Source organism: Bacillus sp. OTU2372, from assembly GCF_038440275.1.
Taxonomy (GTDB): Bacteria; Bacillota; Bacilli; order Bacillales; family Cytobacillaceae; genus Neobacillus; species Neobacillus bataviensis_B.
On the sequence record NZ_JASATK010000004.1, the window covers coordinates 54856 to 78255 of the forward strand.

A 23400-nucleotide genomic window follows, 5' to 3' on the forward strand; every position below is an offset into this window, starting at 1 on the left:
GACGGTTCTCTTGCTTCAAAAACGCAAAAAAGCCCACCATAAATCGGTTTCCATGCCAATGCATGTACCGTTTTATAGTGGGCTGATAGCTGAGCATTTTCTTATACTAGCAATCTTTCCCGCCATATATACTACGTAAAGAACAGGATGCGCCGTCAATTTTTATTAACTAGCATCAATGAACTCTCCATACTCTATAAACCTTTTTAATATTATCACGTATAAGTAGATTTGTGAACATTTAATGAATTTTTTTTACTATTTTCATTTGAAAAACCGCCCATAATATTGGCTGGTTTATCACATTGTCACGAAATTAGTAAACTTTTGAAACAGAATTGCAATACTACTCTGTTATTATTTTATTATAGTAGAACAAAGGAGTTTTAAAAGTGAAAAAATCTCTGATAACGATTTCAACATCTCTTATGCTGTTATTTGGAATTAGCAGCGGTGCTTCTGCGGCATCTAATACATATACAGTAAAAAAAGGCGATTCTCTTTCAAAAATTGCCAAGACCTATCATATTACTGTCAATCAATTAAAGCAATGGAACCATCTTTCATCCGATCTTATTAAAATAAATCAAATATTAAAAACAGCAAATCCTGGTAACCCTGCAAATCCAGCTAAGCCTGTGAAGGCAATAAAAGAAATCACGGTCAATGCCTCTGCTTACACGTTAAACTTTAAGAATTCTACTGGTATTACAGCTACCGGCATTAATTTGAAGAAAAACCCAAACCAAAAGGTGATATCCGTTGATCCGAAAGTAATTAAATTAGGTTCAAAGGTCTATGTTCCCGGTTACGGTTATGCTATAGCGGGTGATACTGGTGGCTCCATAAAAGGATATAAAATTGATGTTTTTATCCCTTCTCAAAAAGCTGCTCTGCAATGGGGAAGAAAAAACGTAAAAATACAAATTCTGAACTAATCAACTTACCGAATCATCTTAAAAGCCGCGGCCAAATGGTGCGGCTTTTTAAGCTTTTCGGTTTTCTTGCCTAATATCAATCAAATTCAACTTAAATAAGAATCTAAAAAAGAAACCTTGAATTAATCTATTTGTTATTACTAATATGGAATAAAGAGGTTATGACCTTTTTTAAAATTTTTTAGGAGGAGCCAATATGATTGTATTAGTAGCGAAATATTATTGTAAACCAGGTAATGGTGACCAGGTTCAAGCTTATCTCCAAGAGATGAAACCCTTGGTGTATGAACATGAGAAAGGGTGTATTGTCTACACCGCTAATCGCTCAACAGAAAATAAGGATCTTTTCTTACTTTATGAACAATATGTAGATGAAGCCGCCCTTGAGGCGCATCGACACACACCACACTTTAGAAATATCATTGAAGGAAAAATAATCCCGATCTTGGAAAAGCGTGAAAGAGAAATATATACTTCCATTGAATAACCTCTAAGCTGCACATGATGGATAAAAAAATGAACAATCCAAACTATAGGTACTAACCAACCTAAGATTTTGGGTTGTTTTTTAATGAATATAATGTAACTTTCACTATGGTTTAACTATCTAGGTTCCCTTATTTAATTTGCCCATTGTTTTTGAACTTGTTCTTTTGCGATTCGATAAACTTCTTCTTCTGTTTGGTTTTTAGGAGCTATTACGTTGGTTTGATAAACTTTACCTTTATGAGTTACATAGATTGTGTACTTGTACATTTTGTTCTATCTCCTTTTTTAACTTTTTTATATTTTACAAATAAACTGAAACTCATTAAAGCTAAAAAAAAGGTCAAGATTTGACAAATTCTCAACTTAACAAACATTTAATATTCCCCTATCAACCGTATTGGCTGGCAAAGGCAATAAAATCAACAAACTTTTTAAGATTTTATTCTCTTATGTACGTTGTTACAATTCTAATAACGAAGAAAAATGTCGAAATATATTCGTAAATGAATCTTTATCAGCTAGATTGGCAGAATGACAGGTTTATACCTATTAAAAAAACCATAAAAAAAGTAGTGGCTATCAACATGATAACACTACTTTTTTTATGGTTTCTTAGACAACACTTTCTATTCTTGATTTTATTTCTTCTTTATAATGGAGACCTCTTAGTGACTCCACTATTTTTCCGTCTTTAAATAAAATCATAGTGGGAATTCCCTGAATTCTATATTTTGCCGTTAGCTCCAATTCTTTATCTGCATCCACCTTAGCAATTAAAATGTTTTCCGCCCACTCTTCCGATAGTTCCTTCAGTATAGGTTCCTGTATACGGCATGGAGCACATCTTGGGGCCCCAAATTCAACAATTGTTATTCCTTTTTCTATAAATTTATCAAATGTATGAAAGTCTAATTCATTCATCAATGATAAAACCTCCTTTTATTTTTCATCACCAAACGGGGGAATCTGTTCGTTTTTTATAGCTGTTATCCGATCAACTAGGTTGGAGCGTATCATTGTCAGTAATTCAATTTGTTGATCCAGTTCCTCCAGTTTTTCTTTGTAAATAGGGAGTACTTCCGTACAGAACGCTTCCTTTTTTTTCAGAACGCAATGCAAAAAGCCTGAGAGTTGCTCAATCGATAGTCCCAAACTTAAATAAAACTTAATTGTATTGACTTGTTCAACTGCTAAATCATGATATTCGCGATAGCCGTTTTCCAATCGCAATGGGCTTAGAATTCCTTGTTCTTCGTAATACCGTAATGACCGAATGCTCACACCAGTTAATTTAGATAGCTCACCAATTTTCAATGAGGTTTCCCCCCCTTCGTGATGTATTAAGCACATTATAAACCCTCACATTAATGTGAGGGTCAATACGTTTTTTCATAAATTTAACAATAAGAGGACAATATAGGAAAGAAATTTGCCTTCTTTTGATTATAGCATGATTGGTAATACTGGAAGTAACCTCCTAAAGATTTTACGTATTAATCCTGATATAGTATGTAGTGTCGCTTCTGAACGAATTAAATATGAAATGGTGAGTAGTCGCGGTTCCTTTTTAAGGAGCTGAGGAAAGTCCAGGCTCGCACAGCGCTGAGATGCCTGTAGTGTTCGTGCCATCTGCAAGGGTGGGCAGCCGATTCAACAATCGGCTGACGGCGGTGAAATCATGCTAAGTCCTTCGAGATATGCTGAGAGTATCCTGAAAGTGCCACAGTGACGATGCTTTTCTGGAAACGGAAAAGGTGGAACGGGTAAACCCCACGAGCGAGCAACCCAAATTAGGTAGGGGCATCATCCTGCGGGAAATGAACCTAACGGATGAATTGACCATTGGTCGATAGTTATATGACTACTACTTCCTGTACAAGGCTAGCTGCCGTTTGCAGTACGGAAGTACAGAACCTGGCTTACAGCCATTTCATATGCTGATTAAATTGTTTATAGAGGCACTATATGGCGGGATAATTCGTTAGTCAGATACTTAATCCCTGCCCCTTACATACATATTCCTTTGTGAAACCATATTATAACGGATCATGGAAGTCGTCCTTCCCGTTTGTTAAAAGATTTGCCAGGATAGCAGAGTTTTCCTGGTCAGCATCATATTGTAAAACATCGTCATATTCAAAAAGTTGGAATGAATCAGGAAAGTTTTCACTCATGTACTTAACAAAGGCTTCCGTGTCCTCTTCTCCATTCTGCCGAAATTCCGACATGATTAAACGAAATTTATGAGGCGGAATCTCGCATTTAATATGAAAGGATTTTGTAAATCCAAATTCTTTTGAGCTGTAGAGATTGTATATAAATGACATTGGAATCACCCATTCTGCTTGATTTATCTTTATTATTTTTCCCTATTTTTTTAAAAAAATGTGTAAAATAAAGCAGCCGGGCTTTCGAGAAAGATTCAATTTAGTACGAAAAATTCCAAATATATTTTTTCGGAATCGATAATTAATTCCCCTGCAACCCATTTTTAATAAGATTGTAAAACTATTAGCTTTTATATATGTTACATTGTATGTAGTTCTGTTATATAATAAAAAAATCAAATAATCATAGTTACAAAGCATTACTTTAGCGGTTAGCAGTATCAGTCTATTTATTTAGAGAGGGATTTTAATTATGTTGACACGTTACAAAAAAATGTTTAACAAAATTGCCATGGGACTATTGTCTTTTATGCCGAATGAAAAAGATCTCCAAAAGCTTCAGATGACCATAACACAATATGAAACAGAACAAGACCGGCAGCTTTTTTTGTGGAAAGAAGAGGAAGGTATTATTGGTCTTGTCGGTGTTTTATTTGTTGAAAAGGACCTGATGCAAATATTACATATTTCCGTAAACCCCTCCCATCGCGGGAAAGGAATCGGTAAAAAAATGATTAAGACCCTAAAAGAACTTTATCCAGATCCTCATTTTGTTCCCGATGAACATACAAAAGCCTTTTTTGTAAAATGTGACATACATGATTCATTCCCAAGCAGACTGTCAGAAATACTCGCATGAACCTCTTATACTAAACATAAAAAGGTACATATGCAATAGGAAAACGGTGAGAGAACTTTCTCTCACCGTTTTCCTTATACAACCAGCCTGATTAATTCATCTTTTGCTTGGACATTTCCATCACTGGTTGGAACAACATCTATATACTGATTAGTATTAGTAATGACGACAGGTGTTTTTACATCATAGCCAGCGGCTTTAATGTTTTCAATGTCAAATTCAATCAGCAAGTCACCCTTCTTCACTGTATCCCATTGTTTTATATGAGAAGTGAAAAATTGCCCTTTCAGCTTGATGGTGTTAACCCCAACTATAATTAAGATTTCAGCTCCATCTTCTGAAGTAATGCCAATCGCATGCTCGGTTGGAAATAAGGTAGTCACAACTCCATCTACAGGAGATAACACTTCCCCCTTTGTTGGATCAATTGCGATTCCTTTTCCTACCGTTTCAGTTGAAAAAAGAGGATCTGAAATTTTGCTTAATGGCACAATTTCTCCACTTAAGGGGCTTGATATAGTTTCTCTATTTACATCCTTGACTGTTTTTACAGGTGCTACGTCGCTCTTACCCTCATATCCCAAAATAAGTGTAAGTACCATTGAAATAACTAAAGCGGTTAAAGTACCAACTAAATATAGCCCAATTGGTGTAAACACAGGAATAGACAAGAAACTTGGGAGAGCAAATGCAGTCCCTTTTACCCCAAACATACCATTAATGGCCCCGCCTATAGCTCCTGCAATTGCCACAATCAACATTGTTCGTTTGTAACGGACGAGGATACCATAGGTGATAATTTCAGTTGTTCCTGCTAATGCACCAGGAACAAGCCCAGATGCGGCGAGTGTTTTCAATTCTTTATCTCTGGTTTTAAAGAAAACCCCAAGGCCCAACCCAATTTGAGCAAAAGGAGCTGCGGCGATCATCGGGCTAAGCGGATCACCGCCAGTCGCTAGATTTGCAATGAATATTGGTATTATGGCCCAGTGAAGACCTAATATCGTCAGAAATGACCATGCAGCTCCCATCACCGCTCCTGTCAACATTCCACTTGTTGAACTTAATAATTTAATTACAACTGCTAAGGCCCCTCCAACATATGTACCAAATGGACCAAAAATAATTACGGTTAAAGGAACGATAACAAGTAATGATATAAGTGGATTAACAAACATCTGTAAGTCTTTATAAATCACTTTTTTCAAAAACTTATCTAATACCGAATAAATGGAAACCGCAATTAATATAGGAAAAACGGTTGAAGAATAACTCGCTAGTATAACAGGAATTCCTAAAAAATGGACATTTTGAGCATGTGAGGCAACTAAATCTGTAAAATGCGGTTCCAAAAGCGCAGCGCCAATAGCGCCACCAACATAGCCATTGGCTCCGAGTTTTAAGGCTAATGTAATCCCGAGAAACACTGGGAAGAAGTAAAAAATAGCATGGCCTGCTGCACCAAGGATAGCATAGGTTCCGCTTTTTGGAGATAACCATCCTAATGTCGTTAAAATCGATATTAATGCAGAAATTAAACCGGATCCCGCAAGTACCCCAAGAATTGGCGCGAAACTTCCGCTGATGGCTCCTAAAATTTTATTCATAACGGTTTCTTTTTTTTCTGTCGTAGAATCACTCGTATTCATAGCATTCATTTTTATGTACTCCCTTGGTTGAAGTTTGCTGTCGGTCCATCCAATTTAATAAGCAGATCTTTTTGTGCAGACTTCAAGTTATGATTTCTATCTTATTTTTACTTTTTCTCATAAAAATCATTCAGCAAATAGATTACTTGTATTGGTTCAATTTGAAATAAATAAAAAAGGTGAAGGAAATTGATTTTCCATCACCTGCAGCTTGATTCATCTTTTTCAATTAAAAACTTTCTCACTATGACCTTATTTAGATGCTTCATTCCAACCACGCATAGATTCATCCAGATCCAGCTATAAAACAGACCAAAAAGCAAAACGCCTAATCCCACTTTACCACTTACCGTGCTTGAGACTAAAGGACCTAATACGGGGAATTGAAACAGATAAAGTAAAATAAGGATCCCGGCCGTGAGGGAGGTTCCTCCCATTAACGAAACCACAGTTCCCGTTTTATAGAATTTAAATCCAATCCCAAGCGAGATGCCGAGAAAGCCGGTGGTAAACAGAAAAACCAAGACTTCACTAGGCTGTAGAATGATTAATAACAGGGTAGTGACCGCATAGGTTAACAGTCCGATTCGGATCGAAATGATCGTCGAGAGGACAATCGGCCCTGTTGCCATAATGCTAAACGCATAACCAATCCCGCCCATCAATCCTGCTGATTGAAGTATGGCCGCAATCGCACCGAGCAGGCTTCCTACGACTAACTTCATATTCTTGGTATACGGTCCGACTGTAATCACATGTTTCTTTTTAAATACTTTCACAGTCCACTTTATAAATCGCATAAGCATCCCCTCAATCTGGTAAATAACGATCCGATTCTGATTATTGATTACATTAAACGTTATCTTCCTATTAAATGAAAATGGAGCTATCTCTAACATGTATTCCTGAATTAGCAATTGATGTATGGTTTTTTCATAAAAGATCGACTAAGGGATAGCTATAGTTCCTTTCATACCCATCCAATGTTAATTATGGTCAAAAATAAAAACTCATCCTTTTGGGTGAGTTTTTCTAGTTAACATAATAAATTTATGTTAACTTAAACTACATTTCCTTTTATTTGCTTCGGCCTATTTTTCTTGATGATTTGGTTGTTTCCAATTAGAGTAATTTCACTGAATGGATTAGTATTTCCCACATGAACATTAGAATAAATGAACGTATCACTGCCAATGATGGATCGATTAATCACAACATTTTCGCCAATAAACGTATTTGGCAAAATGACTGAATTTTTAATTAACGCACCTTTACTTACAGTAACTCCGTTATAAAGAACCGAATTTTCTACTTTACCAAACACCTTACAGCCCTCAGAAACTAATGATTGGGAAAGGTCAGCTTTTCCGTCCAAATAAAAAGGCTGTTGGGAGGTTTCGCGAGTATAAATCCCCCACTCTTCATTTTGTAAAATAGGATTGGTTTCATAAGAAAGTAAATCCATATTTGCTTCCCAAAGGCTTTGAATGGTACCCACATCCTTCCAATAACCGTTAAAGCGAAAAGCATAAACCTGATGGTTATCATTAATGATGGCAGGGATTACATCTTTTCCAAAATCCTTAGATGAAAATGGTCTTTTCTCCTCTATTTCTAAATATCTTTTTAACATTTTCCATTTAAAAATGTAGATCCCCATTGAAGCAAGATTAGATTTAGGCCGTTTTGGCTTTTCTACAAAATCTAGTACTCTCATGGAATCTGCATCTATGTTCATAATGCCAAAACGATTAGCCTCTCTCCAAGGAACATTAATGACGGAAATCGTGACATCAGCATTGGTTTCTATGTGCTGATCGAGCATTTTATTATAGTCCATTTTATAAATATGATCCCCGGATAATATTAAAACATTCTCTGGATTGTGACTCTCAATATATTGAAGGTTTTGATAAATAGCATGAGCCGTTCCCTCATACCATCGATCCCCTGTCTCACTTTGAAAAGGAGGAAGGATCGTGATGCCGCCATTTTTCCGAGCTAAGTCCCAGTACTTTCCGTCACCAATGTAATTTTGAAGAGTGTGTGGTTGATACTGTGTTAAAACACCCACTGTTTTAATACCAGAATTGCTACAGTTACTTAATGTAAAATCGATAATTCGATATTTTCCACCGAATGGAACAGCAGGTTTTGCTGTATATGTGGTTAGATCTTTTAATCTAGTCCCTTTGCCGCCTGCTAAAAGCATGGCAATACATTGTTTTTTTGTCATGGTCTCCTCCTTGTTGTTTTTTGTTTATGGAGATTATATGAGTAAATAGGATATTTACAAAATCTGTCATCCTAATAATTAAATAATAATCCAAAATTTTTGAATAACAAGTTTTCGGTTAGTTTTTCTAACCGTTATTTTTCCAATATAATACAGAAAAGGCTTTCAAGAATTCTGTTGTTTTGATAGATCATTGTTCTTTCAGCATTGTACTAGATCAGCTGCCCTTTCAGAAACTGAACAATTATGTATTAACCCAACCATAATTTGATTGTATTCATTGAGGAGATTTTTCATGTTTAGTAAACTTTACCACAATGTTAGTTTGCTATTTATTGATTTTTTTATGTAACAAAAAAGGATGCCCCAAACATAGGGCACCCTCTACGGTTTAATTTTCTGCAAGTTTGTTTACCACTTTTTGTTGTGCAGCCTTTGACTCTTCTGGATCTTCTGCTTGTTTTGCCCGTTTAATAAAGAATGCAAGAACTAAAGCAATAAGGGCAATCCCAACGGAAACTAGGAATGCATCGTTAATCCCTTCTAACATCGCCTTCATGGCAATTTCTTGCTTCATTTGTGCGATCATTTCTGCAGTCGGTTTTCCTGTTATATGCTTCATTGCAGAATCCGCCAGTTCAGTGGCATGTGTTTTCGTACGGTTTGACATAATGGTTATTAAAAGAGCCGAACCGATCGCACCCGATACCTGCTGTAACGTGTTGTTCATCGCTGTACCATGTGGATAGTACCGTGCAGGAAGCTGATTTAATCCGTTAGTCATAACTGGCATCATAACCATTGACATCCCAAACATACGTGCTGAGTAGATAAGCATTAATTCCGTATAGCTTGTATCTAATGTTAATGTACTGAACATATAGCTTGTAAAGATCGTAATCGATAAACCAATTATAGCAAGAACTCTGCCGCCGAATTTATCGAATAATTTCCCTGTGATTGGGCTCATAATCCCCATTAAGATTGAACCAGGAAGCATTAATAAACCCGATTTTAATGGTGTGATACCGAGAATCGTTTGCACATAAATCGGTAAAAGCAGCATCGCTGAAAACATTGCCATAGCAATAACGATCGAAATGACAGAGGATAAAGCAAACATCGGATATCTATAAACTTTAAAATTCAACATCGGCTTCTCTAGTTTGTTTTGACGAAGTACAAACCACACCAAGCTGATTGCACCCACAATAATCGTTACGTACACCTGAGGGCTATCCCAGCCTTTATCACCTGCAGAACTAAATCCATATAACAATCCGCCAAATCCGATACTTGATAACACCAATGATAATAGGTCTAGACGGATATCTACTTTGGCTTTTTTATCTTTTAATATGAAAATGGAAACCAATAGGACAACAGCCGCGATTGGTGATACGAGGTGGAATAAAATTCTCCAGCTATTATGTTCGATTAAATAACCTGATAGAGTTGGTCCAACGGCTGGGGCAAAAATGAATACCAATCCAAAAAGACCCATCGCACCTCCCCTTTTTTCAGGCGGAAAGCTTGTTAACATAACATTCATTAAAAGTGGCATCATAATTGCGGAACCTGATGCTTGAATCATCCTGGCCACTAATAATAGTGGAAAAACATGAGCAAATCCGGCAATAATCGTACCTGCCGTAAATAAACCCATGGCTGTCAAAAATAATCCTCTTACTGAATATTTTTGTATTAAAAACGCAGTTGCTGGGATCATAACCCCGTTTACCAGCATATACGCGGTTGCCAGCCATTGAACGGTCGATGCATTTACATCTAAATCCTTCATAATGGAGGGCAGTGCGACGTTTAATAGTGTTTCATTTAACATGGAAATAAACGCACCGATCATCAAAATGGCAATAATGCCATAGGGCGGGCGATTATTTGTTATCGTTGATTCCATTTGTATTCCCCCTTGTGTAAACTGATGGTACATTTTTTTGTACTATTATTCTGCATAAACAATATCATAAACCGTTAGTTCATTTTTTGCAACTAAAATATATCAGTAATTTAACGATATTTGTCTAGGAGTCAAAAATGAGGTACAATAATTTTGTACTATCAGTCTAATCAGAAAATAAAGGTGATTTTAATGAACGATAGAAAGCAGCAAGTTATTGCGAAAGCCCATCAATTGTTTGTCGAAAAAGGTTTTCAGGCCACTTCGATTATTGATATTTTAGAATACAGCGGTATCTCTAAGGGTACCTTCTATAATTATTTTTCATCCAAAAATGAATTGCTGATTGCCATTTTTACTTCATTGGGGAAGAAAATCGATCAGGAGCGAAATCATCTCTTAATTGGACAAGATCCAGCTGATATTGAAGTATTTATCAGACAGCTTGAGTTGCACATGGCTTTTAATAAGAGGAATAAACTGTTAACCCTGTTTGAAGAGGTCTTTGTCTCCAATGACCCAGCTTTAAAACAATTTTTAAAAAGGATGCAAATTATGCATCTTAGTTGGATTTATCACCGCTTTTTAGACATTTTTGAAAAAAGCAAACACCCATATCTACTAGATTGTACAGTCATGTTCACTGGAATGCTCCATCATAATATTCATTATCATTTTTTGGCACATGAAATGGATAGCAGTTTAAAGCATGTTATCCGTTTTACCGTGGAACGAGTGGTAAAGATGGTGGATGAAGTGGAAAGAAGCGGGGATCAATTATTGGATCCAGAAATTCTTTCTAAATGGCTCCCTGAATGTAATAAAACTGGACTAGTGTTTGAGAAAAAACTATATCATATCGTTTCCGCATTAAAAAAACATCTGAATGAGGGCGCAGATCAACTTGAACATTTTGAGTTACTGGACTTTATTCAGGAGGAAGTCATCCATTCCAAGACGCCGCGAAAATTCCTTATTAAAAGTGCTCTTGCCACATTAAGAGAAATTTCAGGAGAAGTCTGGCAGCCGGATTTACAAAAGCTTGAGGAAATAATTGAGGATTTTCTTAGTGTAAAATCAAATATTTAAACAACCAAAGTGCGAAATGGTTTCGCACTTTTTTCATTGCTCCAATGCATCTACTGGCATGACGTCGGCTATATAGGGGGCATTTTCCGAAAAGATGCAATACAAATCTGTAATCTTGTCATGAAGCTTTGTGTTTCGGATTACCACCCCCTCGTATCCCTGCTTGATTAACTTTTTACGAAGATTGGCATTGGCTTCTTCTTTATTTAATAGAATGACTTGATCTTTCCAGGTAGGATTTCTTTTTTTGGTTGCTAGATAATCACAATAGATGTCACGTTCACTCATAAATAAATCATAGGATTCGTATTCCTTTAGATTAGGTTCATCAATAAAAACTCGATAGATAAATCCACGGACTGGCTTCTCTTTTTGCACGATTTTTGGTTCACCATCCTCCCAAAACTCCGTTTCTGATTTATCGATAACGGTTTCCGTTCCGATGGCAAATGGTTTTGCCGAATGGATATCAGAAGTAAACCAAAATCCAATTGTATCGATATCATTACTCAATTTTTGGACCACTGTTTCTTTATTAAAGTGTTCAAATTTTTTTATTGATCCGTGATAGACGATCATAAGCAGCACTCCAACTATATTTTAGGCAATCATTTATCGGAAAAACTAAAAAGACCGCCTTTTGACGATTTTAAAATGGAGGGACAGATATACTGTCCCATCCGGCTTACTGATTATGATTTTGTTGTGACTTTATCGCCATTTTTTCAAGGCCATTTTCTCCTGCAAATTCTACATCAGCCTCTGGAGCACCCTTTTTATTCTTTGAAAATTTGCTTTTTTTGTTTTTCGCCATGTCTTTTGCACCATCCTATTATTGAATTAATTAAAGATGCTGATAGGCACCCACTATTTTAGTTTGCTTTCTTTTTTGTGGGCTATGCTTCTTGGCTAACATGGAAAAACATGGGGACGGTTCCTTTGCTTCCGAGGAAGCAAGAGAACCGTCCCCATGCTTTTAGCGTCTTGGGAATCCGCGTTCATATTGTCTTGGAATTTCTATTTCTTTGTGAAGTACGGTTGCAGCTTCTAATGCCCAATAAGGATTTCTTAACATGGCTCTTCCAACGGCAACAAGGTCTGCATCTTCATTTCCGATTACTGAGTTGGCCAGTCCTGGTTCATCCAATCTGCCAACTGCAATTACAGGGACATTAAGTGCTTGCTTAATCGCTCTTGCTAATGGCACTTGGTAGGCTACATGTGTACCCGGTCTTCCCTCTGCAGCGATTGGGCCTTCTCCACCTGCGCTTACATGGAACATATCCACTCCTGCTTTTTGAAATTCTCTTGAAAATTCGATGGCTTCGTTGATTCCATAACCGCCTTCTACGTACTCTCTTCCCGAAATACGTATAATTAATGGCATATCTTCAGGCATCTCACCTTTGACGGCCTGTATGACTTCTTTCCCAAATTTCGTTAATTCCTGTCCATACTCATCTGTTCTTTTATTCGTGAAAGCTGATGTGAATTGGTGAATTAAATATCCGTGTGCTCCGTGAAGCTCAATCACATCCACTCCTGCTTTGATGGCTCGCTGTGCAGCCAGACGGAATTTCTCTACCATTTCTTTTACTTCTTCTGTAGAAAGAGCTCTTGGTGTTTTGGATTTTTCATCAAATGGAATCGCAGATGGTGCAACAGGCTCTTTTGCATCTTGTGCTTTTCGTCCGGCATGGGCAATTTGAATACCCACTTTTGCTCCATGTTGATGACAAGCGTCAATAATGCGTTTCAATGTAGGGACATGCTCGTCTGACCACAAGCCTAAATCATAATCTGTGATGCGTCCATCTGGTTCCACATCGGTCATTTCAATGATGATTAAGCTGGCACCGCCAATCGCACGGCTAACATAATGTACATAATGCCAATCGGTGGCAATTCCATCTTTATTGATCACAGAGTATTGACACATCGGCGGCATAACCACGCGGTTCTTTAATTGTAGTCCTTTAATTTGGTATGGTGAAAATAAATGATCCATCCGAACACTCCCTTTATGTGATAGCATGACTTGATACAAGGTTGAGTGGTTTTACTTTCGTTAGCGTCTACCTTTACCGCCAATTTTACCACGTTATTTTCGCATCTAAATCTGCTTTTAGTTTGCTGTATTTTTAAAATGTATGTGCATGCATATAAATTAGCATACGGTTATTTAGTCCGTCAAGCAACTTGATTCCACATAAAAAAATGGGACCAAGCAACCCATACCTTAGCGGATTTTAATCGGTCCCATCCTCTTTTAATTGATTCAGTAGCTGCTGCAGCTCGCCAAGAACCGTTTCTTTCGAAAACGTTTTTTCAAGGGTTTCTTGAAACGTAACCATTGCCTGTTTAAGCTTTTCCTCCCCTTCTACTGTTAATGAAGTAAAAATAGCTCGGCGATCGTCTGTACAAATATGCCTTTTTAAGGCTCCACAGTCCCTTGCTTCAAAGCGGCTTACCAGTCTAGACATGGCACTCTGACTTAACCCCACCATATTCTGCAGCTGTTGCAATTTTAACTTTTTCTCAGGAGATTCTGCTAAAAATAAGAGAACGTAGAATTCATTCAACGATAATTGATGCTTCTGTTGAAGGCTGTCTTCTAATTCATTTGTAATTTTCAATTGCAGATTGGAGAAAGATAACCAATTGGTTATTAGTTGTTTTTGTGGAGTCGATTCCATCTGTACCACCCTATTCTTGTCCAAAAGGCCCTAGAGCCAGTGTTTTATTTACCTTTATACTACCAATTAATTTATTTACTAGTCAATTGGACATGATGCTTCTTGATAAGAATATGCAAGTATATTCTATGAATTTAGCAATTTTATTTTTAATTATCTTAAAATATGGGAGATTTTCTAACAGAGAAAATGCAAATGTTTGGTAAGCCAGATTGTGTTAGCTGGTCATATTTGTTCCAAGTACCAAAAAATAACCTAAAGGAAGTCAACTGGAATTGGAAAATACATACATATCCCATTATGCTGGGGTTACACTAATAAAAAGTGTTAGACAGGTGGTCCCGAATGAATCAAAAACTAATCCAAGCCTCACATATTTATATCTTACTGATTCTTTTTACTGGGTTTATGGTTCATGTCTTAAGCCTCCCGATTTTGTTATCAACGGCTAAAAGAGATGCTTGGCTTAGCGCTCTTGCTAGTGCTGTTCCTATTACGCTCTGGTTGTTGTTCATCTTCTATATTTATAAAAAATTAAACCAGTATGACCTTTTCTTATTTCTAAATCATGCTTATAACAAATGGGTCTCGATTATTTTTTCAATCGTGTTTTGTGCTCATTTCTTTATTACCGCTTTAATTACTCTTAAATTTACGATTTATTGGGCGAATGCCAACTATACCTTTGATGTTCCGAATTATGTGGTTGTTTCCTTGTTTGCCTTGATTTGCTATTATTCTTCCGCTAAAGGGCTTCGCACCATTTGTACCATGGCTATGCTGATCCTGCCCTTTGTTGTCTTATTTGGTTTATTAGTTGGGGTGGGAAATATACCGAATAAGGATTACGAACAATTGTTTCCTATTTTTGAAAATGGCTATATCGATTTTTTTAAAGGATTAGGATATGCATGTTCCGGTTTAGTTGAAATATCCTTTATCTTATTTTTAACTTCAAGCCTTAAAGGTAAATTAAAAATGAAATGGCTCATATTAACGGGGATCATACTTGCAGGGTTATCCTTTGGACCTTTAGCGGGTGCGATTGCCGAATTTGGCTCAGTAGAAGCGGGAAAAATGAGGAATCCGGCTTATGAAGAGTGGAAATTGCTTACAATTGGAATGCATGTCACCCGCCTTGATTTTCTTTCTATTTTCCAGTGGCTGTCAGGTGCCTTTGTCAGAATCAGTTTATCTTTATTTATCGCTGCAAAGGGCCTTTCGTTAAATACGGAACATAAATGGGTCCTTCCAATGCTTTATGTTTTATTAATTATTGCAGCTAGCATTCATTGGGATTCCGTCTCATTTATTTATTTTTTGAAAAACTTTTACTTTCCCATTAACCTAATCTTTCAAATTTGCCTACTGCTCCTGGTTTTCCTACTCATCAAGTTTAAAGGTGTGAGCCATGAAAAATAATCAGTCTTCAAAACAAACTATAGACATTGTCCAAGTAAAAAGTTGGTTCGAAGGTTCTTCTGATATTACAGTCAAACAAAGAATCTATAAAGAGAAAAATTCCACTTGCTCATTAGAATTCTTCTTTTGTCCCAATTTAGTGGATATAAAATCCTTGAACGAAGTCATTTTCCCTCAAATTAATTTGGTGATAGAAAAGAATGGTTCTTTCACCATTGAGCTTTTAAGCAAGATTATGGAGGTCAGCCCGCTTAAAGAAGGAAAAAACATCAAAGCTGAATTGGAAAAGAAACTGTTTTCAGGAGAACTACTTATTTTTTGCTATGATGTGAATGATTTCTTATCGATCCCAATCTCCAACGCTCCAAAGAGAAGTCCAGAAGAATCCACTTTAGAGACTTCTGTCCGTGGACCGAGAGATGGATTTGTTGAAAATGTATCGGATAACATGGCATTAATTCGGCAGAGATTAAAGACCTCTTCTTTAAAAAGTATTGAATATACACTAGGTGAGCGTAGCCAAACCAAAGTATTGTTGCTTTATATAGATGACATTATCAACCCTTCCCTTCTAGATGAAGTAAAAAAACGCTTAGAATCCATCAAGATTGATATTATTGTCAGCAGCTACGAGCTGGAAGAGCATCTTTATGATAATCTTTATTCTATTTTCCCATTAATGGACCATATCGGGAGACCAGACTTTGTTGTTCAATCTTTAAACCAAGGGAGGTTTGTCATTATCGTTGATGGAAATCCTTCTGTTATTATAGGTCCAACTAATTTCAACCAAGTTCTATTCTCACCCGAAGACGTACACCAAAGTTTTTATTATATAAGCTTTATTCGAATCCAACGGATTATTGGTGTTTTTACTACCGTTTTTTTACCAGGCTTCTACATTGCCTTAATTACGTTTCAAATAGATCAGGTACCCTATTCACTATTGGCAACCATTGCCATCACGAGAATCGGGCTACCTTTATCAGCACCTGCAGAGGCTATGATCATGTTGATTTTATTTGAATTATTTAAAGAAGCTGGTGTACGGCTTCCGAAAGCGGTGGGCCAGACGGTGGCTGTTCTTGGCGGATTATTTATCGGTGATGCTGCCATCCGTGCCGGGTTAACCTCTCCCTCTATGTTAGTGATTGTTGCTATCACCGTGATCTCTGGTTATACATTGATTAACCAAAACATTGGCGGTAATATTGCCCTGCTTCGTATGGTTGTCTTACTTTTTTCATCCTTTTTAGGTTTATTTGGTTTCTTCATTGCTTTCTTTCTGTTATTAACCCATGTCGTCTCATTGGAAAGTTTTGGGCAGCCTTATATCTCTTTTTTATCCAATCCAAATAGATTCGACATTCTTAAAAACTTCTTAAAGCTGCCATTTCGCTTTCTCAAGAAACGGAACAAAGCCTATCGTCCTATCGATCCCGATAGTCAAAAGGAGTAATTTATGATGAGATATATATTCCTTACTATACTCAGTTGTCTCCTCTTGGTTGTATCAGGTTGTACAGGTGCAAAGGAAATTCAAAATGAAACCTATATAACGGCAATCGGATTTGATTATTCTAAAGGGCGGTATACCGTGTATCTTCAAGCATTGAATTTTTCCAATATCGCCAAACAAGAAGGCGGTTCTGGATTGCAACAGGCTGCACCGATTTTAATTGGTCAAGCCACAGGTAAAAGTATCCAGGCCGCAATCAGTAAATTAGAGCAGCATGCTGCTCTTCCGTTGTACTACGGTCATGTGAATACTTTTGTTTTAAGTAAAAATGTCATTGAAAAGCATTTACCTACTGTTGTTGAATTTATCGGGCAGAACTCTTTCCTCAGATACAATTGTTGGCTGTATGGAACAAATAGTGATATTAAAAAGGTCCTTTTAGCTGAAAGCTTTTTTAATTACCCTTCTATCTATACCGTCCTCCATAGTCCTAGTCCGTTATTAAAGGAAAACTATTCAATGCAGATTGAAAAATACAACCGGATGATTTCAAAATATAACCAATCAGTAGGTACCTTGATTATCCCTACCATTGATATCAGGAAAAAGATATTCTTGCAGGATGAAAAGCCCATAAATATTGCAGCTTTGACCGGAGGATTTGTTGTTGCACAGCATCAATTCAAGGGCTGGGTCAAAAAACATGATCTAATTGGCTTAAAGTGGTTCTCCGAAAAGGCAGCGCGAATCCCAATTTCACTCTTTAATGAGCGAGTGAGTGTAGAAATTATTAAACCCAAAAGTACTATTAAAGTGATAAGTGGACCAAAACCAGCCTATGACTTAATAATTAAAGCCAACGCCTATATCAATCAAAATGTAGATAATTTGAGTGTGAGTAATATTGAAAAAGAATTAGCGCAGAAAGTGAGAAATGAAATTCTAATATCCTTGGAAAGAAGCAATCAAATAAATGCGGACCTTTTAAATATTACTGAAATACCCTATCGGTATCATCACAAAAAGTGGGACATTAATGTTATCAATAACATTAATAAGAACTCTGTAAAACATATCAATGTTAAGATAAAGATACAACAAAACATAAATTATAAACGCTAACACGAAAAAGGATGCTCCGGCTTGGGGCACCCTCTTGAATATGTGTTTTATAAGTTGTGTTAAAAACAATACACCCTATAAAGTTGAACCAGCCTTATCACTTTCCTGGGTTTTTCATTGTTTGGTTAACCAAGTTTTGCGTCGCATCATCCGTCGATTCTGCCGTGTTCTCAATCGCAGACTGCACGTAGTTTAAACCGGACTGATTAATGTTTTTAAAAATTTTCATTTTATTTTCCGGATCTTTGTGAGCTCGGTTGCGTACCATGTCTATTCCTCCACTATTTTCTTTTACTATTTATTTTCTGTTTGGAGATTGAAGATTATACACTTCCTTTAAATTTAGTCAAAAAGACCCCCGCCTTATTCCTCATATTGTAATTTTTTTAAAAATTACCTATCTTTTCTATTTCTATTTTTGTATACTTGAGCAAGTTAAATAAACATAACTAGGGGAGTCCAATAGTTTGGGCTGAGAGAGAAACACGTTTAAGTTTCTTGACCCTTCGGACCTGATCTGGATCATACCAGCGTGGGGAAGTTGATAAGCATCTTTTATTAAGATTAACTTCTACATACATTTGCCGGGTCCATCCTTTTAAAGGACCCGGCTTTTTTATGTGCTTCTTTTTTCCCATTCATGTTCTAGAACTCGTCCTTTTATTAAATAAAAAGGGAGAGATTTATCAATGGTATCCACCTCATTAAATGAAAAAAACATTTCCATCATGTCAAGCTTTTCAGGCAGTAAAAAAGTTTATGTAGAGGGTTCAAGACCCGATATTAAAGTTCCTATGAGGGAAATTGAACTAAGTCCGACAACAAGTACCTTTGGAGAGGAAGCGAATCCCCCGGTACGGGTGTATGATACAAGCGGCCCTTATACAGATAAAAATTATTCAGTAGATATTACAAAAGGTCTGCCAGCCCTTCGTAGTACATGGATAAATGAACGATCTGACGTTGAAGAATATGAAGGCCGTGAAATCAAACCAGAAGATAATGGATATCAAGATCTAAATGACCCTAGGGCTAATCATAAGGTATTTCCTAGATTAAAGCGTAAGCCATTACGAGGAAAAAAAGGGAAAAACGTGACACAGCTCCATTATGCAAAGAAAGGAATCATTACACCTGAAATGGAATTCATCGCCATCAGGGAAAATATGAAGCCGGAATTTGTTCGTGATGAAGTGGCAAGAGGCCGGGCAATCATCCCTTCTAATATCAACCATCCAGAGACAGAACCGATGATCATCGGACGCCATTTTCATGTAAAGATTAATGCCAATATTGGGAATTCGGCGGTTTCCTCATCGATTGAAGAAGAAGTGGAGAAAATGACATGGGCCACTCGCTGGGGTGCCGACACGATTATGGATCTTTCAACAGGCAAAAACATCCACACGACTCGTGAGTGGATTATTCGAAACTCAGCCGTTCCTGTTGGTACGGTTCCGATTTATCAAGCCTTAGAAAAAGTAAATGGAATTGCCGAAGATCTAACTTGGGAAGTTTACCGTGATACATTAATTGAGCAGGCTGAACAAGGTGTCGATTACTTTACCATCCATGCCGGTGTCCTCTTACGATATGTACCGTTAACAGCGAAACGGTTAACCGGAATCGTCTCACGTGGCGGATCGATTATGGCCCAATGGTGTTTGCACCATCATAAAGAAAACTTTTTATATACTCACTTTGAAGAAATCTGTGAAATTATGAAATCATACGATGTGGCCTTCTCATTAGGGGATGGTTTACGTCCAGGTTCTATTGCAGATGCAAATGATGAAGCTCAATTTGCGGAATTAGAAACTCTAGGAGAATTAACGAAGATTGCTTGGGAACATGACGTACAGGTGATGGTAGAAGGGCCGGGACATGTACCGATGCACCTCATTAAGGAAAACATGGATAAACAACTTGAAATTTGCAAGGAAGCACCCTTCTATACACTGGGACCTCTTACAACGGATATTGCTCCCGGATATGATCATATAACTTCAGCGATTGGAGCTGCAATGATTGGCTGGTTTGGTACTGCCATGCTATGTTATGTAACTCCAAAAGAACATCTTGGCTTACCAAATAGAGACGATGTTCGCGAAGGAGTTATTACCTACAAGATTGCTGCACATGCGGCTGATTTAGCTAAAGGACATCCCGGTGCGCAAATTAGAGATGATGCTTTATCTAAAGCTCGGTTTGAATTCCGTTGGAGAGATCAATTTAATTTAGCATTGGATCCTGAACGTGCACTAGAATATCATGATGAAACCCTGCCGGCAGAAGGGGCAAAAACAGCCCATTTCTGCTCCATGTGCGGACCTAAATTTTGCAGCATGAGAATCTCTCATGATATTCGAAACTCTGCAAGATTAAACAAACTTGAAACAGAAGAAGCGATTGAAAAAGGAATGAGGGAAAAAGCAGAAGAGTTTAAACAATCTGGTGGTAACCTTTATCAGTAAATGGATTAAAATTACTTGTGTTTATCCCAAGAAGATTTAATAGAACAATGGCCAGAAGAATAATAGATAATCCCGTACCAATGCTATCGGGATGTCCATCGAAGAAAATTGGTGCAACAAATTGATTTATTAAGGAAATAACAATCGCAATAATGACTAAGAAAATATATATATTAAAAGAAAATTGACGTATGCTAACGCATACGTCAATTCGTTCTTTACTCTATTAAAATTATTTACTGCAGCTGCGGTACTTTTTTAATGGCTTTCTTTTGGATGGGTGCTTCTTCCTTTTTACCACGTGTGCGGATAAAGAAAGCCAAGATAAAGGCGGCAATCGATAAATAGGTAGCGATCATAAAGGCATCATCAATCCCCATTACCGTTCCCTGTTTAATCGCCATCGCCATGTGGACCTTATCCGTAGGGGAAATCTCTTCCTGGCTCATAATCGTTTTCATATGTTCTTCCCCTTGATTGGTCATGATTGAGACAAAAAAGGCCATGCCCACAGCCCCAGCAACCATCCTTAATGTATTCACCATTGCGGTACCATATCTATTTAAGCTGAGGCCCAAATCATTTAATCCCGCTGTAAAAATTGGCATCATGAGGATGGACATTCCAAACATCCTTGCCGTATATACCCATAAAACATAAGTATAGGACGTATCCGTATGAAGTTTTGTCAGTGCGTAAGTGGTCACAATCGTTATCGCTAAACCAATAATTGCTAACCATCTTGCTCCATATTTATCAAATAGCTTTCCAGTAATCGGAGACATAACCCCCATCACTATGCCGCCTGGGAGAAGCATGAATCCTGCTTGAAGTGGAGTGAAGCCATGGATATTCTGCATATAAATTGGCATTAAGATCATTCCGGAGAACATTGCCATCGTGATAATGACATTAATGATGGTGGTTAACGTAAACATGCGATACTTGAAGATCCTGAATTCAAGAATAGGATGGCCCACCGTTAGTTGACGCCATACGAAAAGAACAAGGCTTATTCCCCCAATGACAAACAAGGTAACGACCTCCGGATCAGTCCACCCCTTTGTTCCACCTGTAGAAAATCCATAAAGTAAACCGCCAAATCCAATTGTGGATAAAATAACGCCGAGCACATCCAATTTTGGACGGCTGGTTTCTGTCACATTTTTCACAAAAAAGATAGCCATTAAAAAGTCAATTATAGCAACTGGGGCAATGATATAAAACATTGTATGCCAGGAATAGGTTTCAATAATCCACCCTGCCCATGTTGGACCAATCGCTGGGGCAAAATTCATCGCCACACCAAAAATCCCCATTGCAAACCCGCGACGCTCAATCGGGAAAATCGTAAAAATAACATTTGTTATTAAAGGAAATAGGACCCCGGCTCCAATTGCCTGTACTACACGACCAATTAGGATGATGTAAAAGGCCGGTGCAATAGCACAAATAAAGGTACCAACCGCAAATACCCCCATGGAGAATAAAAATAATTGCCGTGTGGTATATCTTTCCATTAAAAACGCAGTAACTGGAATTACAATTCCATTTGTTAACATGAAGATGGTACTTAACCAGTTTGCGGTTGAAGCGGAAATATCAAAAGTCTCCATAATTTTAGGCAATGCTACATTAATCACCGTTTGATTCAAGAATGCAACAAAAGCCCCTGCCAGCAATACCGCAAATATCGGTGTTGTTCGAATAGTCTTGTTCGTTGTCTCCGCAGTACCCAAGAAATAAGTCCTCCTGACGATGTATTTATAATATGAACTTAGATAGTATAGTACTTGATAGTATGTGAATTCAAGGAAAATACTAATCATCTGGGAACACGTGAGCAAGGGGACGGTTCTTACGCTTCTTTTTATGCATGAGAACCGTCCCCATGCTTCCTTAAAACTCCTCGTATGTAGCTGGATCTTGATTGTTGATTCTTCCCTCTGGGTGGGTTAATCCTGAAATTAAGCTCATTTCAGTTTCATTTAATGAAAAATCAAAAATAGAGATATTTTCAAGCTGCCGTTCAGGTGATGATGATTTAGGGATCGAAATAGCTCCTAGTTGATAATGCCAACGTAATATCACTTGTGAAATCGATTTATGGTGATGGTCAGCAATCTTCTGAAGTAGATCATTTTGTAAAACTTCATTTGCCCGAGCTAAGGGACTCCAAGATTCGGTAACAAGACTATTCTCTTCATTCCATTTTCTTTGTTGTGCTTGATTGAAAAATGGGTGTAATTCTATTTGGTTCATGCTCGGTTTAACGCCAGTTTCCTTTTCTAAACGCTCGATATGTTCAGGCAAGAAATTACAAACACCAATTGAACGAATCAGACCCCATTTTTTAGCATCAATTAATGCTTGCCATGCTTCTACGTATGTATCTTGTTTTGGATTTGGCCAATGAATCAAGTAAACATCATAATAATCTAAATTTGCCCGATATAACGACTCTTGAATGGTCGTAATGGCTTTATCATAGTTTTGATAGCGGCCTGGCAGTTTAGAGGTAATCTTTAATTCTTCTCTTGGAACTGAACTGCGTCTAACAGCTTCCCCTACCGTTCCTTCATTTTCGTAATTATAAGCCGAATCTATCAGTCTATAGCCGATATCAATCGCACTTATAATAGAATTGACCCCTTCATTTCCTTTTAGCTTATAGGTTCCCAAACCGATAACTGGCAAAGTAAGCCCATCATTTAGAGTTATCTCTGGAATTGTCTTCTCCATAACTATTCACTCCTCTCAGTCTTATTTTTAAATTACCATATTTATCAATAAATTTCATAGTAAGAGATTGGAGTTGCAATATATATTAAATACTAATTGATATACTTTTTTCATTTATGGGTATGTTACATAACAAACC

General features: G+C 37.3%; 23 protein-coding genes, 1 other RNA gene and 1 riboswitch. Of the genes, 9 read left to right on the forward strand and 15 right to left on the reverse strand.

Going from position 1 to position 23400, the window contains the following annotated elements:
* Positions 1-392 precede the first annotated feature (392 nt).
* Together AAHB15_RS09610 and AAHB15_RS09615 are read left to right on the forward strand one after the other, a co-directional pair.
* A complete protein-coding gene (locus tag AAHB15_RS09610) occupies positions 393-938 on the forward strand; it encodes a 3D domain-containing protein (RefSeq protein WP_335573816.1) in 546 nt (181 codons plus the stop codon).
* 196 nt (positions 939-1134) lie between these two features.
* Positions 1135-1425: a putative quinol monooxygenase gene (locus tag AAHB15_RS09615; protein WP_335573815.1), complete on the forward strand. Its 291-nt coding sequence runs from the start codon at positions 1135-1137 to the stop codon at positions 1423-1425.
* A 134-nt stretch (positions 1426-1559) separates the two neighbouring features.
* On the opposite strand, the gene AAHB15_RS09620 is transcribed toward AAHB15_RS09615, so the two are convergent.
* The 3 genes from AAHB15_RS09620 to AAHB15_RS09630 all read right to left on the reverse strand — a co-directional run bounded on the left by AAHB15_RS09620 (position 1560) and on the right by AAHB15_RS09630 (position 2741).
* On the reverse strand, positions 1560-1694 hold the full coding sequence (locus tag AAHB15_RS09620; RefSeq protein WP_144561921.1) for a BA3454 family stress response protein: 135 nt from the start codon (positions 1692-1694) through the stop codon (positions 1560-1562).
* Positions 1695-2039: 345 nt separating this feature from the next.
* A complete protein-coding gene (locus tag AAHB15_RS09625) occupies positions 2040-2348 on the reverse strand; it encodes a thioredoxin family protein (RefSeq protein WP_335573821.1) in 309 nt (102 codons plus the stop codon).
* 18 nt (positions 2349-2366) lie between these two features.
* Positions 2367-2741, reverse strand: coding sequence for a MerR family transcriptional regulator (locus AAHB15_RS09630; protein WP_335573814.1), 375 nt, complete (start codon positions 2739-2741; stop codon positions 2367-2369).
* Positions 2742-2969: 228 nt separating this feature from the next.
* Between AAHB15_RS09630 and rnpB the strand changes: the two genes are divergently transcribed.
* Positions 2970-3354, forward strand: an RNA gene (gene rnpB, locus AAHB15_RS09635) — RNase P RNA component class B.
* A 109-nt stretch (positions 3355-3463) separates the two neighbouring features.
* Here the strand turns inward: rnpB and AAHB15_RS09640 are convergent.
* Entirely contained in the window at positions 3464-3754 is a 291-nt protein-coding gene (locus tag AAHB15_RS09640; protein WP_335573813.1) for a hypothetical protein, read from the reverse strand.
* A 313-nt stretch (positions 3755-4067) separates the two neighbouring features.
* Here AAHB15_RS09640 and AAHB15_RS09645 point away from each other — a divergent pair, with 313 nt between their 5' ends.
* Complete coding sequence (locus AAHB15_RS09645; protein WP_335573812.1) at positions 4068-4454, forward strand: GNAT family N-acetyltransferase; 387 nt, start codon at positions 4068-4070, stop codon at positions 4452-4454.
* A gap of 74 nt (positions 4455-4528) precedes the next feature.
* On the opposite strand, the gene AAHB15_RS09650 is transcribed toward AAHB15_RS09645, so the two are convergent.
* The 4 genes from AAHB15_RS09650 to AAHB15_RS09665 all read right to left on the reverse strand — a co-directional run bounded on the left by AAHB15_RS09650 (position 4529) and on the right by AAHB15_RS09665 (position 10257).
* Positions 4529-6112: a glucose PTS transporter subunit IIA gene (locus AAHB15_RS09650; RefSeq protein ID WP_342042275.1), complete on the reverse strand. Its 1584-nt coding sequence runs from the start codon at positions 6110-6112 to the stop codon at positions 4529-4531.
* 191 nt (positions 6113-6303) lie between these two features.
* Positions 6304-6903 carry a hypothetical protein gene (locus AAHB15_RS09655; RefSeq protein ID WP_335573810.1) on the reverse strand — a complete coding sequence of 200 codons (600 nt, stop codon included), beginning with the start codon at positions 6901-6903 and terminating at the stop codon, positions 6304-6306.
* A gap of 260 nt (positions 6904-7163) precedes the next feature.
* Positions 7164-8339 carry a glucose-1-phosphate adenylyltransferase gene (locus tag AAHB15_RS09660; protein ID WP_335573809.1) on the reverse strand — a complete coding sequence of 392 codons (1176 nt, stop codon included), beginning with the start codon at positions 8337-8339 and terminating at the stop codon, positions 7164-7166.
* A 391-nt stretch (positions 8340-8730) separates the two neighbouring features.
* Entirely contained in the window at positions 8731-10257 is a 1527-nt protein-coding gene (locus AAHB15_RS09665; RefSeq protein ID WP_342042276.1) for a DHA2 family efflux MFS transporter permease subunit, read from the reverse strand.
* Positions 10258-10449: 192 nt separating this feature from the next.
* Here AAHB15_RS09665 and AAHB15_RS09670 point away from each other — a divergent pair, with 192 nt between their 5' ends.
* A complete protein-coding gene (locus AAHB15_RS09670) occupies positions 10450-11346 on the forward strand; it encodes a TetR/AcrR family transcriptional regulator (protein WP_335573807.1) in 897 nt (298 codons plus the stop codon).
* A 33-nt stretch (positions 11347-11379) separates the two neighbouring features.
* On the opposite strand, the gene AAHB15_RS09675 is transcribed toward AAHB15_RS09670, so the two are convergent.
* From AAHB15_RS09675 to AAHB15_RS09690, 4 genes are all read right to left on the reverse strand, one after another.
* Positions 11380-11925, reverse strand: a complete 546-nt coding sequence (locus AAHB15_RS09675) for a hypothetical protein (protein ID WP_335573806.1) — start codon at positions 11923-11925, stop codon at positions 11380-11382.
* Between the two features lie 106 nt (positions 11926-12031).
* Positions 12032-12160, reverse strand: coding sequence for a hypothetical protein (locus tag AAHB15_RS09680; RefSeq protein WP_335573805.1), 129 nt, complete (start codon positions 12158-12160; stop codon positions 12032-12034).
* Between the two features lie 162 nt (positions 12161-12322).
* On the reverse strand, positions 12323-13354 hold the full coding sequence (locus tag AAHB15_RS09685) for an NADH:flavin oxidoreductase/NADH oxidase (RefSeq protein ID WP_335573804.1): 1032 nt from the start codon (positions 13352-13354) through the stop codon (positions 12323-12325).
* Between the two features lie 241 nt (positions 13355-13595).
* Positions 13596-14042 carry a MarR family winged helix-turn-helix transcriptional regulator gene (locus AAHB15_RS09690; protein ID WP_335573803.1) on the reverse strand — a complete coding sequence of 149 codons (447 nt, stop codon included), beginning with the start codon at positions 14040-14042 and terminating at the stop codon, positions 13596-13598.
* Positions 14043-14387: 345 nt separating this feature from the next.
* On the opposite strand from AAHB15_RS09690, the gene AAHB15_RS09695 reads away from it, so the two are divergent.
* Genes AAHB15_RS09695 through AAHB15_RS09705 form a run of 3 tightly spaced genes read left to right on the forward strand, consistent with a single transcriptional unit; the run spans position 14388 to position 18045 of the window.
* A complete protein-coding gene (locus AAHB15_RS09695) occupies positions 14388-15464 on the forward strand; it encodes a GerAB/ArcD/ProY family transporter (protein ID WP_335573802.1) in 1077 nt (358 codons plus the stop codon).
* Positions 15454-16923, forward strand: coding sequence for a spore germination protein (locus AAHB15_RS09700; RefSeq protein ID WP_335573801.1), 1470 nt, complete (start codon positions 15454-15456; stop codon positions 16921-16923). The genes AAHB15_RS09695 and AAHB15_RS09700 overlap by 11 nt, the downstream gene beginning before the upstream one ends.
* Before the next feature lie 3 nt (positions 16924-16926).
* On the forward strand, positions 16927-18045 hold the full coding sequence (locus AAHB15_RS09705) for a Ger(x)C family spore germination protein (RefSeq protein ID WP_342042277.1): 1119 nt from the start codon (positions 16927-16929) through the stop codon (positions 18043-18045).
* A gap of 97 nt (positions 18046-18142) precedes the next feature.
* Here the strand turns inward: AAHB15_RS09705 and AAHB15_RS09710 are convergent, their stop codons facing one another.
* Positions 18143-18313, reverse strand: coding sequence for a hypothetical protein (locus AAHB15_RS09710; protein WP_176541049.1), 171 nt, complete (start codon positions 18311-18313; stop codon positions 18143-18145).
* Between the two features lie 173 nt (positions 18314-18486).
* Positions 18487-18601: riboswitch (TPP riboswitch) on the forward strand.
* A 133-nt stretch (positions 18602-18734) separates the two neighbouring features.
* Here AAHB15_RS09710 and thiC point away from each other — a divergent pair.
* On the forward strand, positions 18735-20519 hold the full coding sequence (thiC, locus tag AAHB15_RS09715) for a phosphomethylpyrimidine synthase ThiC (RefSeq protein WP_144561941.1): 1785 nt from the start codon (positions 18735-18737) through the stop codon (positions 20517-20519).
* 236 nt (positions 20520-20755) lie between these two features.
* On the opposite strand, the gene AAHB15_RS09720 is transcribed toward thiC, so the two are convergent.
* Positions 20756-22258 (reverse strand): DHA2 family efflux MFS transporter permease subunit, encoded by a 1503-nt coding sequence (locus AAHB15_RS09720; protein WP_335571233.1) that lies wholly within the window; start codon positions 22256-22258, stop codon positions 20756-20758.
* A gap of 160 nt (positions 22259-22418) precedes the next feature.
* The gene (locus tag AAHB15_RS09725; protein WP_144561943.1) at positions 22419-23261 is read right to left on the reverse strand and encodes an aldo/keto reductase; all 843 of its coding nucleotides are present in this window, start codon (positions 23259-23261) and stop codon (positions 22419-22421) included.
* Positions 23262-23400 lie beyond the last annotated feature (139 nt).